The 16,027-nt window shown below is 60.5% G+C and carries 14 protein-coding genes and 2 tRNA genes; 8 read left to right on the forward strand and 8 right to left on the reverse strand.

Annotated features, from left to right (window positions below; genetic code table 11):
- Window positions 1-341 precede the first annotated feature (341 nt).
- Window positions 342-2,012, forward strand: coding sequence for a formate--tetrahydrofolate ligase (locus tag SH809_11770; protein ID MDZ4700376.1), 1,671 nt, complete (start codon window positions 342-344; stop codon window positions 2,010-2,012).
- A 523-nt stretch (window positions 2,013-2,535) separates the two neighbouring features.
- A complete protein-coding gene (locus SH809_11775; protein ID MDZ4700377.1) occupies window positions 2,536-3,690 on the forward strand; it encodes a hypothetical protein in 1,155 nt (384 codons plus the stop codon).
- A gap of 313 nt (window positions 3,691-4,003) precedes the next feature.
- Here SH809_11775 and SH809_11780 read toward each other — a convergent pair.
- A tRNA-Leu gene (locus SH809_11780) sits at window positions 4,004-4,087 on the reverse strand.
- Between the two features lie 178 nt (window positions 4,088-4,265).
- Between SH809_11780 and SH809_11785 the strand changes: the two genes are divergently transcribed.
- The 4 genes from SH809_11785 (at window position 4,266) to SH809_11800 (ending at window position 7,335) form a co-directional block, all read left to right on the forward strand.
- On the forward strand, window positions 4,266-6,164 hold the full coding sequence (locus tag SH809_11785) for a M1 family metallopeptidase (GenBank protein MDZ4700378.1): 1,899 nt from the start codon (window positions 4,266-4,268) through the stop codon (window positions 6,162-6,164).
- A 239-nt stretch (window positions 6,165-6,403) separates the two neighbouring features.
- Window positions 6,404-6,478: transfer RNA gene (locus SH809_11790), tRNA-Asn, on the forward strand.
- 114 nt (window positions 6,479-6,592) lie between these two features.
- Window positions 6,593-6,859 (forward strand): UPF0175 family protein, encoded by a 267-nt coding sequence (locus SH809_11795; protein MDZ4700379.1) that lies wholly within the window; start codon window positions 6,593-6,595, stop codon window positions 6,857-6,859.
- Window positions 6,856-7,335, forward strand: a complete 480-nt coding sequence (locus tag SH809_11800; GenBank protein ID MDZ4700380.1) for a hypothetical protein — start codon at window positions 6,856-6,858, stop codon at window positions 7,333-7,335. Before SH809_11795 ends, SH809_11800 begins: the two co-directional genes overlap by 4 nt.
- Here the strand turns inward: SH809_11800 and SH809_11805 are convergent.
- Entirely contained in the window at window positions 7,320-7,637 is a 318-nt protein-coding gene (locus SH809_11805) for a nucleotidyltransferase domain-containing protein (GenBank protein ID MDZ4700381.1), read from the reverse strand. The two genes, SH809_11800 and SH809_11805, sit on opposite strands and share 16 nt — an antisense overlap.
- Window positions 7,638-7,784: 147 nt before the next feature.
- Between SH809_11805 and SH809_11810 the strand changes: the two genes are divergently transcribed.
- Window positions 7,785-8,534, forward strand: coding sequence for an SDR family NAD(P)-dependent oxidoreductase (locus SH809_11810; GenBank protein ID MDZ4700382.1), 750 nt, complete (start codon window positions 7,785-7,787; stop codon window positions 8,532-8,534).
- A 306-nt stretch (window positions 8,535-8,840) separates the two neighbouring features.
- On the opposite strand, the gene SH809_11815 is transcribed toward SH809_11810, so the two are convergent.
- The 6 genes from SH809_11815 to SH809_11840 form a co-directional block, all read right to left on the reverse strand.
- Window positions 8,841-10,244, reverse strand: a complete 1,404-nt coding sequence (locus SH809_11815) for a tetratricopeptide repeat protein (GenBank protein MDZ4700383.1) — start codon at window positions 10,242-10,244, stop codon at window positions 8,841-8,843.
- Between the two features lie 185 nt (window positions 10,245-10,429).
- Window positions 10,430-10,927, reverse strand: a complete 498-nt coding sequence (locus SH809_11820; protein MDZ4700384.1) for a hypothetical protein — start codon at window positions 10,925-10,927, stop codon at window positions 10,430-10,432.
- 168 nt (window positions 10,928-11,095) lie between these two features.
- Window positions 11,096-11,836, reverse strand: coding sequence for a succinate dehydrogenase/fumarate reductase iron-sulfur subunit (locus SH809_11825; protein ID MDZ4700385.1), 741 nt, complete (start codon window positions 11,834-11,836; stop codon window positions 11,096-11,098).
- A complete protein-coding gene (locus tag SH809_11830) occupies window positions 11,836-13,650 on the reverse strand; it encodes a fumarate reductase/succinate dehydrogenase flavoprotein subunit (GenBank protein MDZ4700386.1) in 1,815 nt (604 codons plus the stop codon). The genes SH809_11825 and SH809_11830 overlap by 1 nt, the downstream gene beginning before the upstream one ends.
- Window positions 13,651-14,208: a hypothetical protein gene (locus tag SH809_11835; protein ID MDZ4700387.1), complete on the reverse strand. Its 558-nt coding sequence runs from the start codon at window positions 14,206-14,208 to the stop codon at window positions 13,651-13,653.
- A 355-nt stretch (window positions 14,209-14,563) separates the two neighbouring features.
- Entirely contained in the window at window positions 14,564-14,854 is a 291-nt protein-coding gene (locus SH809_11840) for a hypothetical protein (GenBank protein MDZ4700388.1), read from the reverse strand.
- 519 nt (window positions 14,855-15,373) lie between these two features.
- Between SH809_11840 and SH809_11845 the strand changes: the two genes are divergently transcribed.
- Window positions 15,374-15,931: a transposase gene (locus SH809_11845; GenBank protein MDZ4700389.1), complete on the forward strand. Its 558-nt coding sequence runs from the start codon at window positions 15,374-15,376 to the stop codon at window positions 15,929-15,931.
- Window positions 15,932-16,027: the final 96 nt, after the last annotated feature.

Below are 16,027 nucleotides of genomic sequence, written 5' to 3' on the forward strand. Positions count from 1 at the left end.
ATGACGATGCCCTGGATTGTAGAAATCTCAACAGTTTGTGAACCCTTAACCTGAAACCACTCACGATAATCCGACAGGATTTACGTGAATGTACTTAGAATCCAACGACGTTGGCGTGATCGTGGGCTACGTGGTCTCTATCGCGGTAAACTGGGAGGTGCAACAAGTGGGGTCCAAGCCCTATCCAATCGACGTTACCAGCGAAACCAATCCGGGTACTGGCATGAAACGCGATCAAGCCTATCATTCGGATCCCGAGAGCCCTGCGGATCGCCTGGACTGGAAAGATCCATCGTGCTGATCAGCACCCTCTGCGCGACACAGACGAGAGCGAATAGATTATGAAATCAGGGCTCATAATTGCCCAGGAAGCCAGGCTGCAGCCGATTGCGGAGATCGCGGCCAGGGCTGGAATCCAGCCCGAGGAGCTCGAAGCATCGGGCCCGTACCGCGGCAAGATCCATCTGTCGGTGCTCGAACGCTTGAAAGGGCAGCCGAACGGCAAGCTCGTGATTGTGACGGCCATTACGCCGACCAAAGCGGGTGAGGGCAAGACCACGACGGGTGTCGCGCTGACGATGGGCCTCGGCAAGATAAACAAGAGGGTCGTGCTGTGCCTGCGTGAGCCCTCGATGGGCCCCGTCTTCGGCATGAAGGGCGGGGGCACGGGAGGCGGCTACGCCCAGATTGGCCCAATGGAGGACATCAACCTCCACTTCAATGGCGACTTCCATGCCGTGACCGCGGCGCACAACCTGCTGGCGGCCGCGCTCGACGCTTCGATCTTCAACGGCAACCCGCTGAACATCGACCCCGGCACGATCACCTGGCCGCGCGCGGTCGACATGAACGACCGCGAACTGCGCTACGGCGTGGTGGGCCTGGGCGGCAAGGCGCACGGCGTACCCCGCGAGCACCAGTTTGTGATCACGGCGGCCTCGGAAGTGATGGCCGTGTTTGCACTGTCGAGCGACCTGCACGACCTGCGCAAGCGTCTCGGCCGCATCGTCGTGGCGTCCACTTACTCGGGTGAGCCCGTTACGGCCGAGATGCTTAAGGTGGCCGGCGCGATGACGGTCGTCATGAAAGACGCCGTCAAGCCGAACCTCGTGCAGACCCTCGAGGGCCAGCCGGCACTGGTCCACGCCGGTCCGTTCGGCAACATCGCCCACGGCTCCAACTCGATCGTGGCGGATCGCCTCGCGCTGAAGATCGCTGACTACGTGGTGACCGAGGCCGGGTTTGCCAGCGACCTCGGCTTCCAGAAGTTCTGCGACATCGTGTGCCGCTTCGGCGGGTTCTCTCCCAGCGCCGCGGTACTCGTGACTACGGTGCGCGCTATCAAGTCGCACGGCGGCAAGGCCGTTCAGGACCTCGGCGCCGAGGATCAGGACGCGCTGCGCCGGGGTGCCGAAAACCTGGCCGCCCACGTGCAGATCGTCAAGACGTACGGAGTGCCGTGCGTGGTGGCTATCAACGGGTTCCCAACGGACACCTTAGCCGAGACCGCGCTCATGCGCGAACTGGCGCTCGAGGCCGGGGCCGAGACGGTTGTCGTCCACACCGGGTTCTCTGACGGCGGCTGCGGTTCGATGGAACTGGCCAAAGCCGTGGTGACGGCTTGCGAAAAGCCGAACACGTTCAAGCAGCTTACGCCCGATGGCACACCCATCGTGCAGCAAATCGAGGCGATCGCGACCAAGGTGTACGGCGCGGCCGGCATCGAGCTGGATGCGGCGGCCAAGAAAGACCTCGAGCGGATGGAGAAGCTGGGCCTCGGCACGGCGCCCGTGTGCATCGCCAAGACGGAGATGTCCCTGTCGCACGATGCCACGCTGCGCAATCGGCCCATGGGTTTCACGCTGCCGGTGCGCGGCTTCGTGCCCAGCTCGGGCGCGGGCTTCGTCGTCGCGCTGTGTGGCGAGATCCAGCGCATGCCGGGCCTGGGCAAGACGCCGGCCTTTCAGAACATTGACATCGACGAGAGGGGTAACACAGTCGGCCTGTTTTAGTCGCGAACTATCGTCACACCGACACGCCGGGCTTGTTCGATGAGGACGGGGTTGAGCAATGAGCATCAAACGACTCAGCGAAACCCCATGAAGCAAGACCTACCTGCCAGCGAGCAATCGGCCCTTCTCTACGGCCCTGCGACGCGCACAACGAGCGCGCACTGATTCGATCCGACCCCGGAGACGCAGTGGGAGACGGGGCGATTTCACGGGGCTGGTTGCCGGCGGGAATCAGGACCTATGGCAGGCGAACGGAGTAAGCCTTTCGGTCTACGTGACTTGATTTAGTCTCATAACCGAGGTTACACTGCAACCGGGCGTCCAGGTTTATGTCACTAGTAACGCCCTTTTTTATCGTTTTTTGCCCTGATAACAGGCTGATCTGGTCTTATTAGGACAATTCGCCCGATTATCAGCCCTGATTATCAGCCCTTATAATCAATGGTGATGCGGCATGGTTGTCGAGCATGTAGCCGTATGACGAGTAGTACGTAACAGTAGTACGTAACAGAGAGGAAACAACGTGAGCACACTGGAACAGGACTACGCAGCGGGGCTCTTTGAGAATTGTGATCCCCCTTGCCTATCGCTCTATCAGCCGACGCATCGGCACCATCCAGACAATCAGCAAGATCCGGTCCGGTTCGGGAACCTCGTGAAGGCGCTGGAGGAGTCGCTCCTGCAACGTTTCCCGAAGGACGAGATCCGGCCATTGATGGAACCGTTCCTGGCATTGGCTGACGACCGCGACTTCTGGAATCACACCCTCGACGGCCTGGCAGTCCTGGGTGCAAAGGGCATGTTCCGGGTTTACAAGCTCCAGCGGCCCGTCGCCGAATTGGCTGTCGTGGCGGATAGCTTCCACATCAAACCCCTGATGCGCATCCTTCAGTCAGCCGACCGTTATCACGTTCTCGGCTTGAACCGAAAGGCGATCATGTTCTTCGAGGGTAACCGTGATGGTTTGGACGAGATCGAACCGGCCGAAGGTGTCCCGCGGACGATCACCGAGGCGCTTGGAGAAGAATTGACCGAGCCACACCAGACCGTCGCCTCATACGGAGGGTCAGGTGGCGAGCACTTGCCGATGCATCACGGCCACGGCGGGAAAGAGTCTGAGGTGGACATCGACGCGGAACGCTTTTTCCGCGCCGTCGACCGGGCGGTCCTGGAGCACCACTCTCGGCCATCGGGCTTGCCGCTCTGCCTGGCGGCACTGCCGGACAATCATCATATCTTTCACAGAGTCAGCGCGAACCCGTTCTTGATAAAAGAGAGCATCGACATCCACCCGGATGCTCTATCGTCCATCGACGAACTCCGCCAGCGCGCTTGGCAGGTCTTCGAGCCTCGCTATCTGGCGCGGTTGGCTGCACTGGTCGAACAGTTCGGCAACGCAAGGTCCGCGGGGCTCGGTGACGACGATCTAGCACAGGTCGCCAAGGCGGTCGTGGCCGGGAGGGTCACCACATTGCTGATCGAAGGTCGCCGCGAAATTCCCGGCCGGATCAATGCCTCGACCGGCGACATCGAGTTTGACGACTTGACACACCCAGAGGTTGACGACGTACTCGACGACCTGGGAATGTTGGCGCTGAAGATGGGCGGACAAGTCGTTATCGTCTCCACCGAACGGATGCCGACGAAGACCGGAATCGCTGCGATTTACCGGTATTGAATCGCCGTTACGCTAATTACAGGAGAACAGACTCATGCAGATTCTGATCAACACTGATCGCAATCTCGAGGGTAACGACCAGCTGGTTCAACGGGTGGAGGCGGTTCACCTCCCGCTGCATGGTAACCCTAACATTTACCCTGACACTCGGGAAAACGACTAGCCGTCCGCGCGCCACATCGACTAGCCGTCCGCGCGCCACATCGACTAGCCGTCCGCGCGCCACATCGACTTGCCGTCCGCGCGCCACATATCGAGCCTCCAGAAACAAAAATCGGCCTTCCTGCAAGCAAGAAAGCCGATGTTACCAGTGTGCCCAAGAATGGACTCGAACCATCACGACCTTGCGGCCACTACGCCCTGAACGTAGCGCGTCTACCAATTCCGCCACTTGGGCTGCTTAAACGGGGCGCCATTCTGCAAACGAATCAGCGCCTCGCGTAACAGTTTCGCTCATACGCACGACCCCGGGACGGGATTCCACGCCGGCCATAAAAAACCAGCCCGCTCGCCCTCATCCGACTCGCAGCTCTATTTTCCAATCCTTAATCTCCCATTTTTAATCCTTTCTACCCATGCGTTCCGCGCTCCTACTCGCCCTACTGCTCGCGACCGCCACCGCCGACGCCCAGCCTCGCCGGCCCGTCCCCTACCCGGTCATCCCCTCCCCGCAGTTCCAGCAGGGCCTCGCCGCCGGCACCCGCACCGAAACCGGACGCCCCGGCGACGCCTACTGGGTGAATGGCGCGGACTATACGATCGCCGCCACGATCGACCCCGCCACCCGCCGGCTCCGCGGGACCTCCTCCGTCCGCTACCGCAACAACGCCCCCGACGGACTCGCCGAGGTCTACGTCCACCTCCACCAGAACCTCCACGCACCCGGCGCCATCCGCAACAGGCCGCAGAAACTCACCGACGGCATGCCGGTCTCGCTCGTCCGCGTCAACGGGGCCGACATGACGGTTTCCGAAGGCGCCCTCCGCGGCCCGGGCTACCGCATTCAGGGCACCGTCATGCAGATCCGCCTGGCCGAGCCTATCCCCGCCGGCGGCGAGGCGGCGCTCGAGTTCGCGTGGGACTTCGAGGTCCCGGAAGCCGGCGCCCCGCGCATCGGCACCGACGGCGAGATCTACTTTGTGGGCTACTGGTTTCCCCAGATCGCGGTCTACGACGACGTCAACGGCTGGAAGGCCGATCCGTACATGGGGAACGGAGAGTTTTATGCCGACTGGGGGGCGTTCGACGTTCGCATCACGCTCCCCGAAGGCTGGGTGCTGAATGCCACCGGCACCCTCCAGAATCCCGAGGAAGTGCTCTCCGCCCAGACCATCGAGCGCCTCGCTCGCGCGGCCCGTACGGATTCGATCGTCCCCGTCGTCACCGAGGCCGACCGCCGCGCCGGCGTGTCCACGGCCGACAGTCCGAACGACCTGCTTACCTGGCACTTCACGGCCGACCAGGTGCGCGACTTCGCCTTCGGCGCCTCGACCTCCTACCTCTGGGACGCCACTTCTGCCAGCACAGGCGGTCCGGAGCGAAGCCTCATCCACGCGTTTTACCGCCCCGGCCTCCCTACGTGGACGCGCGCCGCCGAATACGCGAAGTTCTCGATCGAGTATCTCTCTAAGATGTTTTTCCCCTACCCGTACGCGCACATGACGACCGTCGAAGGCGTGATCGGCGGCGGGATGGAGTTTCCGATGATGACCCACATCGGCGGGGCGCGCACGGACCGGTCGCTGTTCGGCGTCACGTTCCATGAAATCGGGCACATGTGGTTTCCAATGGTTGTCGGGCAGGACGAGAAGGCGTTCACCTGGATGGACGAAGGCCTGACGTCCTTCAACACCAACGAGGCCGCGCGCGAATTCTGGAACGACGACACGGTCTGGGCCCCCGAGGGCGGCTACTACCGGATCGCCGGCACCGGCCGCGAGGTCGAATCCATGCGCCATGCGGACGAATACCCGCCCAACTCGCCGGCCCGCGGTATCGCCTCCTACGGCAAACCCGCCATCGCCCTCCATGCCCTCCGCGGCCTCGTCGGCCAAGAGGCGTTTACGATGGCCTATCGGGAATACGCCCACCGATGGATGTGGAAACATCCGCAGCCGTACGATCTCTTCAACACGTTCGAAGATGTGCTAGGCATGGACCTCGACTGGTTCTGGACGCCTCTCTTCTTCGAAACCTGGACGCTCGACCACGCCATCCTGTCCGTCGAATCCACCGACGAAGCCGTCCGCGTCACCGTCGAGGATCGCGGCCTCACCCCGATGCCGCTGCCTGTCCGCGTCACCTACGCCGACGGCCGCACGGCCGACCAGATCGTCCCGGTCGAGACCTGGCTCGCCGGCGAGCGCCAGGCGGTGTTAACCTTCGACGCCGGCACGGTCGTCCGCGTGGATATCGACCCCGATCAGTATCTACCCGATGTCGACCGGGTCAATAACGGATGGGCAAACCCCTGACAGCCATCGTGGAGGAAGGCCTGGCAATCAACGTCATCACTACGATGCGCGGCGGCGCCCTCCAGCCCACCTCTCGTCCCGGCTAGCGCGCGACCTGTTACGTGACCGTGCCGGAGAACGTGGAAGCCACGATTCGAGTAGCTTGAGTGAAGATTGGCCCCAGGCGGGCGCCGGCGTATTTTTTTGCCCCGGGCCGGAAACCCCGCTGGCGGGAATCCGGTTTACACGCCTCAATCGATTCCTCGGTAGCTCAATGGCAGAGCATTCGGCTGTTAACCGAAGGGTTGTAGGTTCAAATCCTACCCGGGGAGCCAGAAGCCCGGCTTGCGCACACGCAGGCCGGGTTTTTTTGTCGGTAAACGCCGATCTCGAAAACCGACGCCAGACGAGTGCGTAAAGGAAAGACTTCACTCGATCAGGAATCGGACATGACCATCTCTATTCAGATGCCAGAAGACGTGGTGACACGACTCCGAGCCGGCTGGGGGGATCTTTCGCTCCGTGCTCTGGAAGCACTCGCCGTCGAAGCCTATCGCGACGAACTCCTCACCAGCGCCGAGGTCGGGCAACTCCTCGGTCATACGTCACGATGGGAAACCGAGGCCTTCCTACATGCCCGCCGAGCCTACCTCTCCTACGATGAGGCCGATGCCGGTAGCGACCGCGAACGATTGCGTGATACTCGGCGCCCATGACGGTGGTCTCGGACACTTCGCCTTTGAACTACCTGGTTCAGATCGGGGCCATCGAGATTCTCTTCCAACTTTTTGAATCCATAAACATCCCCGGGGCTGTTCGAGACGAGTTGCTCGCTATTCGAGCGCCGGCGGCCACACAGGATTGGATCGCGAATCCACCTGCCGGCATGATCATCCACGACCTCTCCTTCACAAGCGATCCCACTCTTGCTCGTATTCATGCAGGCGAGCGCGAAGCCATCCAACTGGCCGAGCGACTCGGCGCCGACCTCACCTTACTCGACGACCGCATGGCAAGGGAGATTGCCCTTGCGCGAGGTATCCCAGTGGCTGGGACATTGGCCGTGCTTGACGAAGCCGGGACTCGTGGCATGGTCCATATCCCCACGTCCGTACATAGGCTTCGAAACACTTCTTTTCGAGCGCGCCCCGCGCTGTATGACTGGCTACTCGATCGTCATCCCGCCGCATAAATCATCCTCGCTGACGCCAGAATGGCCTTGCGGCGGATCCAGTTCGGACTCTGTTCCACCGCTCTCCGCACGACGAGGTCGACCCTCCGACCGAAAACCGCTTCGAGATCTTCTTCGATCTTCATGTGCTCGAACAGGCCGATCCGGGCCTCCGGCTTGAAGGTCACCAACAAATCCACATCACTCTCATACGTAAACGTATCGTCCGCAGCCGAGCCGAACAGCGCCAAGTCGGCGATCTGCCACTTGCGGCAAACGGCATCGAGTCCTTCACTGGGAATAAGAAATTCACGTTTCGGCATACTTCGCAAGATACGGCCGGCCTAGTACAAGCGGAATTCGCCTTCCAAAAAGCTATTCCCCCCACTGATCGGTCGGCAACCGCCCACGCCGCAGGGATCGTTGATCAAGCTCCTGAAGTTCTACCGTGACCTTAAGCGCATAACCCCATGGCACGCATCCTCATCACCGGCTCATCCGACGGCCTGGGACGCCTGGCGGCTCGATGGCTGGCCGGCCGCAACCACCAGGTCGTCCTCCACGCACGCCACGAGCAACGGGCGCGCGACGCCTTCGACGCGGTGCCCGGCGCCGAAACGGTGCTGGTCGGCGACCTCGGGGACCTGGAGGCGACGAAGCGGCTGGCGGCCGAGGCCAATGCCTCGGGGCACTTCGACGCCGTCATCCACAACGCCGGCGTGTACCAGGCGCCGGCGCGGGACATCCTCTACATCAACACCCTGGCGCCCTATGTCCTCACCAGCCTGATCTACCCGCCGCAGCGCCTGATCTACCTCAGCTCGGGACTGCACCGGCAGGGGCGCCCGGCCCTGGAACGCATGACAGGTGAAGGGGGCATCGGTTACGGGGACTCCAAACTCCACGTCGTGATGCTGGCGAAGGCTGTCGCCCGCCGGTGGCCGGGTGTTTACGCCAACGCCGTCGACCCGGGGTGGGTGCCCACGAAAATGGGTGGCCAGGGGGCACCCGACGACCTCAACAAAGGGTTCGAGACGCAAGCCTGGCTGGCCGTTAGCACCGACGCCGGCGCCATGGTCACTGGCCGGTATTTCTTTCATAAAAAAGAGACCCCGTGCCACCCCGACGCCGACGATCCCGCGCTGCAGGACGGCTTGCTCGCCGCCTGCGAGGCGCTCACGGGCGTACGTTTTCCGGGAGGCGAGAACCGGGCTGACTGAATTAGCCAACACCTTAGGGCAACCCGTTCACACTACGGCACGCCCACTATAACACGTACATCTGCCAGCAGCCGAAAAGATCGCTGTAGAAGGGGTTATGCGAGGAAGATAAGCAGGGCCTTCGCTGCGCGCTCGAAGGGAGCATGGGATTCGCGTTTGGGCGTACTTCGTAAAATACGACCGACCGCCTAAAAGGGGAAGTAGCAAGGCGTAACGATCGTCTTAGAGCAGACCCGAAGGGTTTCTAGGGCACGGCAATGGACCCATCGTGGCGATTCAAAAACCCTTCGGGTCTCCTAACCACGTTCAATTCTTCAGGATCTCCCCCAGACGCACCCGCTTTAACGTCCCGGTCGAGATCGGCGTCATCTCGATCGCTTGCTGGGCATCGTAGCGGCGTTTCCACTTTTTCAGGCCGGCGACGTTGCCTGTTCGGTCCATAACTTCGGCATCGGCGTACAACGTCTGGCCCAACTGGAGCCAGCGCTCCCGATCGGCCGCGATATCGGTATCGAACCAGAGCCGGCGCAGGAGGTGCGCCATGCTGGGATTCCGGCGCCACAGATCTCCCCAGAGTTGCACGTTGTCCTCGGCGTAGTCGGGTCCTTCGAAGGGGTGGGTAAGCCACAGAGGCCCCTCGGGAAGGGGGAGTCCGAGCAGCATCGGCGCAAGATAGATGTTGCCAAAAAAGCACAACCGCCACACCTCCAGGGCGCGCTCGAGCCGGCCGGATTCCCACTCAAACTGCCCGAAAGAGAGCAAGACATGCGGTTCGACCAGGCCAACTTCCAGGTAGTCGTCCACTTCGCCATACCAGTGGCCAGCCAGATCCCGATCGCCCAGGACATGATAGATGGGCCCAAGCAAAAAGGTAAGGCCCTCATTTTCGTCCGGATCAAATCTGTGGATCTCCTCGAACTCGGCCGCCGCTTCGCGAAATCGGCCCGATTCCATATAAATCGTCCCCAGCCCCTGGACTGCCTCCAGATAAATCGACAGCTGCAGCTCGTCTCCAACATCGAAGGCGGCGGGGCTCAGGGAGGAAATGGATTCGCGTGTGATCTCGATACTCTTGCGGAGATAGGCCTCGGATTCGTCCAGATTATTTTCCTCCAAGGCAATCCGGCCGAGACCGTTGTGCGCCACCGTAAGATGTTCGTCGAGCCGAAGCGCCGCGAGAAAATGGCGTTTTGCATCTTCTATCTCCTCATTCGTGTAAGCCTCCAGGCCCTTGACGGCTTCCTGCATCGCCCGGTCCAGCCGGTAGGGCAGAGACTCCTCCGAGGCCGAGCCTCGGTGATCACGCAAGGACTCGAGCACCGAAAGATCTTCGGGGACTGCCCCCATCTTACGCAGGATATTCCGGCGACGCCCTTCCGCCAGATACCGCGGATCCCCCCAGACCACCCCGAGCGTCTCCGCCATCTCCCGGTACTTTTTGCGTATGGCGGTCGGACTCACTTTCAAGTACGCCGCTATTTCCTGCTGCGATATCCAGCCAACCTGAAGGCGATCGTATAGATACAGCAGCGCGCCTGTCCAGATCTCCGGTTTTCGGGTGGAACTCAGGTCCAGGCGGGCGGCAAAATCTTGCCAGAGCCGGATGCCGGCAGCAGGATACTCACCCGCAAAAAAACCCTCGTAAAAATACTTAAACTTACGGATAACGGCTTTCACGACGCGATCGTGGTCGGATAGGGTCTTGGGCATGGCGGTGGGGGTATCGGGGTACAATCGAACGCGAGGGTATCATACTGTTACTGCGATTCGATCAAAAAAGCAGCGTCATGACCGATTCCTGTTCTCGACGCCGTGCACCTGGCCCGTCAGGTCGCGGACAGCGTCCGCCGGCTCGGAATGCCCTGCAAGGTTAGCGACCAGCGGGTTTGTCGCACTCACTCCAGATACGATGCGCTCGCCTCTTCCTGACTGGCCTCCAACCGGTAGCGCTCGATCAGGCGGACGCAGGTGTTCCAACGGAGGATGGCGTCGTCGTTGCCTTCGGGGCGTATGGTCTCCGCCCGTTCGTAGCAGGTCATGGCTTCCCTCAACCATTCGTACGCGAGATGTATAAAATCGGGAAGCTCTTTGTCGATCGCGGCTTTTGCTATCCGTTCCCAGACTATGCCGGCGTAATACTGACGCTCGTATTCGTTCGGCATCCGCTCGAGCAGCGCTCGAGCACGCTCCTTGTTCGAGCCGGCTCCGCTTGCAAACTGGTCCGTGATGGCAAGCAACAGGATGACGATTGCATCGTGGTTCTCGGGCTCCACGGCGAGGATGTCCTGACAGATGCTCTCGGCCAGGCGCGGCTCGTTGAGGAGCCGATACTGCTTCGCCTTATCGAGCGCGGCCGGGATACTTGATTTCGATAGAGGTTTTAATGCTAACATAGTTACCTCCAGATACAACGTGTCCACACCAGTCCGGATCACATATTAACTGCCGTTACGCGTTAGTACGTCGCACGTTCTGCGTTCGGCCTGAAAAAGGCGCCAAGTTGCCTGAAAACGGAGGCGATACCCTCACATACACTACGAAAAAACGTTCAACGCGTAACGTCACTTTTTAAGTACCCGGAAAAGCCGCTTGATCGGGTCGTAAAACTCGTCGACCACACGCTCCTTCAGGGGGATGATGGCGTTGTCGGTAATCGTGATGCCTTCCGGGCACACGTTCGTGCAACACTTCGTGATGTTGCAATATCCGATGCCGTCGGTTTCTTTCAAATCGCCGAGCCGGTCTTCGGTGTCGAGCGGGTGCATCTCCAGCGCGGCCGTGTACACGAGGTGGCGCGGCCCGATAAAATCCTCGTGCAGGTGATGCTCACGTAACACGTGGCAGACATCCTGGCACAGGAAACACTCAATGCACTTGCGAAATTCCTGCACTCGGTCGACATCCGCCTGATCCATCAGCCACGACCCGTCTTCGTTGTCGGGCGGCCGCGGGCTGAACTTTTTGATCCGCTTCTTCACCCGGTAATTTACGGACACATCCGTCACCAGATCCTTCACCAGCGGGAAGGCTTTCATCGGCTCGACGGTAACCGGCTTCTCCAGGTTGATCTCGCTAAGGCGCGTCATACACATGAGCCGCGGCTTCCCGTTCACCTCGGCCGAGCATGATCCGCACTTGCCGGCCTTGCAGTTCCACCGGACGGCGAGGTCCTGGGCGGATTCCATCTGGATCTGATGGACGGCGTCGAGTACCACCATCCCTTCCGAAACCTCGGTTTCGTACGTCTCGAATCGCCCGCCGGCGGCGTCCGTGCGCCAGATGTTGAACGTCGCTCTTGCCATTACTGACTCTCTCTCTGGATGATCTGTCGGAGGTCCTCCCGCACGGAGGGCAAGGGTTCGCGCAGGATCTGCATCGAACTGTCCGGCCCCTTGCGGACGACGTGGTTGAACGTGGCGAAGGCCTCTTCCTTACCGGGATAATCCTCGCGAAAGTGGGCTCCCCGGCTCTCCTTTCGCTCCAGCGCCGCCAGAGCGATCGCCTCCGACACGACCAACAGATTCGACAGGTCCATAGCCGTATGCCACCCACTGTTGTACTCCCGATTTCCCGGCACCGTCACCTTCTCCGAAAGCGCCCTCAGCTCCTGAAGCGCATCCAGAGCCACTTTCATTTCCTTTTCCGTGCGCACGATCCCTACGTGGTCCTGCATCATATCCTGCAAATCGGACTGAATCTTATACGGATTCTCGCCGTTCGCGTGGTCGAAAAAGCCGAGCATCCACTTTTGCGTCTCTCCGATGGCCGTCTCGTCGATCCGCCCCGCCCCGTGTTCCTTCGCGAACGCAGCGGCGTATTCGCCGGCCCGTTTCCCGAACACGAGGAGGTCCGACAACGAGTTGCCGCCCAGCCGGTTGGCGCCGTGTAGTCCGGACGCGCATTCGCCGGCGGCAAACAGGCCGGGCACATTCGTCATCTGCGAATCGGCATCCACCCGAATGCCGCCCATCATGTAGTGTGTCGTCGGGCCGACCTCCATCGGTTGCTTCGTAATGTCGATATCCGCCAGCTGCTTGAACTGATGGTACATGCTGGGGAGCTTCTTCTTGATGTGGGCTTCCCCACCCGGAAGGCGCTCTTTTATCCAGGAAATATCCAGAAAAACACCGCCGTGCGGGCTTCCGCGTCCTTCCTTCACTTCCCGCACGATGCAGCGTGCGACGTGGTCGCGGGTGAGCAGTTCGGGGGGACGCCGGGCCTCTTTATCGCCCTGGGTGTAGCGCCAGCCCTCCTCTTCGTTATCCGCCGTTTGGTGCTTGTACGAGGCCGGGATATCGTCGAACATGAAGCGTTTGCCGTTTCCATTCCTCAGGACGCCGCCTTCCCCACGAACCCCTTCCGTGACCAGAATGCCGCGTACACTCGGTGGCCACACCATGCCCGTCGGGTGAAACTGGACGAACTCCATGTCGATTAGGTCGGCGCCGGCGTTATAAGCCAACGAAATCCCGTCTCCGGTATATTCCCAACTGTTGCTTGTAATCCGGTACGCGCGTCCAATACCGCCCGTGGCCAGGATGATGGCTTTCGCCTTGAACAGCTTGAAGCGCCCGCGCTCCCGATCGTATCCGAAGGCGCCCACAACACGATCTCCGTCTTTGAGCAACGACACGACCGTGACTTCCATATAGATGTCGACGCCCTGGTGGATGCCGTGATCCTGGAGCGTTCGAATCATCTCCAGGCCAGTCCGATCGCCCACATGCGCCAGACGCGGGTATTTGTGCCCCCCAAAATTTCGCTGCAGGATCCGCCCTTCGCGCGTACGATCGAAGAGCGCGCCCCAGGCTTCGAGCTCGCGTACTCGATCCGACGCTTCTTTTGCGTGAAGCTCCGCCATCCGCCAACTGTTGAGGTACTGCCCACCCCGCATCGTATCGGCAAAATGGACGGTCCAATTGTCCCGCTGATCCACATTTCCCATGGACGCGGCGATCCCGCCTTCGGCCATAACGGTATGCGCCTTACCCAGCAGCGACTTACAAACAAGGCCCACCGAGACGTTCGCCGCCGATGCTTCGATGGCCGCGCGTAACCCGGCGCCGCCGGCGCCGATGACGAGTACATCGTGTTCGAATACTTCGTACGTTCCCATCTAGAATATCCTCACATCGATCCAGATCCCCATCGAACACATGCGGATGTACAAGTCGGAGAAACCTACCGTGAACAGGCTTAGCCAGGCGAAAATCATGTGACGGCGGTTCAGGCAGCCCACACACTTATAGGCTGTCTGCCGCGCAGGCGAGCGCGAGATTCGGTCCATCACGCCGCCTACCAGATGCCGCAACGAATGACACCCCAGGGTGTAGCTGCCGAGCAACACGACGTTTGTAGCCAGGACCAGTGTGCCCACGCCGACCCCGAATGACGCGACGCCGGTCACCGGATCGGTAAACCACAGGGCCAGCCAGACGTCGTAGGAGAGGAACACGAGAAAGAGAAGCGCGAGGTAAAGAAAGTACCGATGGATATTCTGGATGATCAGTGGAAAGGAGTTCTCGCCCCGATAACGTTTCCGAGGTTCGCCCACCGTACACGAAATGGGATCGGCCCAGAACGCTTTGTAGTAGGCGCCGCGATAATAATAACACGTGAGTCGAAATCCACCCGGCGCCCACAGTATCAGGAACGCCGGCGACCAGGGCAACATGTCCGGCCAGAAACCCGGCCGAGGACCGAACCAGCTGTGCGGGCTATCGCCAAAAAGTTCTGGAGAATAGAAAGGGGATAAATAAGGGCCAAAGGTGTAATGCACGCCTTGAAATGCCGCCCAGGTAGAATAAACGATGAACGTGGACAATCCTGAGAAGACGAGGAGAGGCGGCAACCACCAGGCATCCCTCCGCATTGTTTGTCCAAACCGTCTCCTGGTCAGGACCCATTCAGCTTGGGCCATATGCGCTAGAAAAAGGTTATGTTGTTTTTAGACGCCTGAAGATAATCATGGAGGTTCCGGATCGCAAGACGAGTTCCTTCGACCGTCCGATTCGAAAAATGAAAGTCCTTCACGATTGGGTGTGGACTGGCTCGCACAACATGGCCCGGCGCTCACGGGCTTGAAGCGCATTGGTGGATAGGCGGCCGATCGGCTCTTCAAGATGGCGTCCGCCGTGATGGTCGGGGATGTTTCCCTCAGCCTGCCGGCGCGCGGCGGACAACGAGCGCCGAGAGAAGGGGACGGACACCGCCGGCTCTACGAAGTCGTGCTCCTGGGTCGGATGCTCCGCCACCGTCGGCAGCAAGAAGGCCCGGTTCTGTTCGGATGCCTGCCGGCAGGCCGCGTATCGGGCGCGCAAAAAAAGGAAATGATATGCACCCGCCTTTTGAATCGGAGATCGTCTACATAATGACCGGCGCCTATGTGCCCTGGCTGCTGGAAGGATGGCCGTTCCTGTTGATGGCCGCGTTGTTCTTCGCGGCCAAGCTGTCCGGCGGCCGCCAGCTTAAGCGCATTCAGGAGGAACAGCGCCGGCATTCGCACGAGACAGGACGCCAGGCGATGAACGAACAACGCCAGCGCCGCCGGCGACACCATACATCCATCTCGAGCAACGCACGAGAAACGGTCATCATGAAATCCCCCCCGGGTCCCGCTCGATCCAAAGGTCATCAAGACCCTCAAATTCTACCGCGACGGACAACGTGGGGGCACTCGCACCGTTGCCCACCAGTTCGGCGTATCGTTCGCCACGCTCCGGGCCGTCATGGCCTCGACCTTCCGGAGGTGAGTGATAATCTGCTCAGACGTGTGCCTCGTTCGTTTCATCGTGCTGCTGATTGGGGTGCAGCACTAACTTAAACATTGGATCCGATTTTTGGGGGCATTCCACCTCGATCAGGAGATCACGATACTGGAGGAGGCGCTCTATCCGGAGCTTGTCCCCGATGCCGACATCCAGCGTCTGATTCGGATTCCGGGCATCGGGAAAATAGTGGCCTTCACCGTGATGCTTGAGATCGATACGATCGAGCGTTTTGAGAGTGAAGGCCAGTTTCTTTCGTATTGTCGGCTGGTCCCCTCGGCTAAAAACTCCGGTGGGCGCACGCGTCAGCAGACGAGCAAAGATGGAAACCGCTACCTCAAGCTGGCTTTCTCGCACGCTGCCGTGCGAGCGATCCAGTTCTACAGCGAAATCAAGGACTTCTACCGCGGCAAAAAGCGTAAGAAGCCCGAAGCCATCGCGCGGACGCTGGTCGCCAAGGAACTGGCTCGCATCGTTTTTTATGTACTGAAGAAGCAAGAGAACTTCAACGGCTGCTTCAAAGGGAAACCTCTGAGCCGAACGAAGGCCCTGCCTGCGGTTTTTAACCGCTCGTGGCCGCTACGTGCAAGCCCGGAATCCCAACTGGGTCTTTTAGACCCCAGAAACTGATTGGGAAGCACGTAGCCGCGCCGGGGTTCTATCTGGGATAGGCCGTTGCCAGCCTCACGCCCACAGGCTGAGGTAAGCCCGAAGAGCTGTATGGAC

This window comes from Rhodothermales bacterium (assembly GCA_034439735.1).
GTDB lineage: Bacteria > Bacteroidota > Rhodothermia > Rhodothermales > JAHQVL01 > JAWKNW01.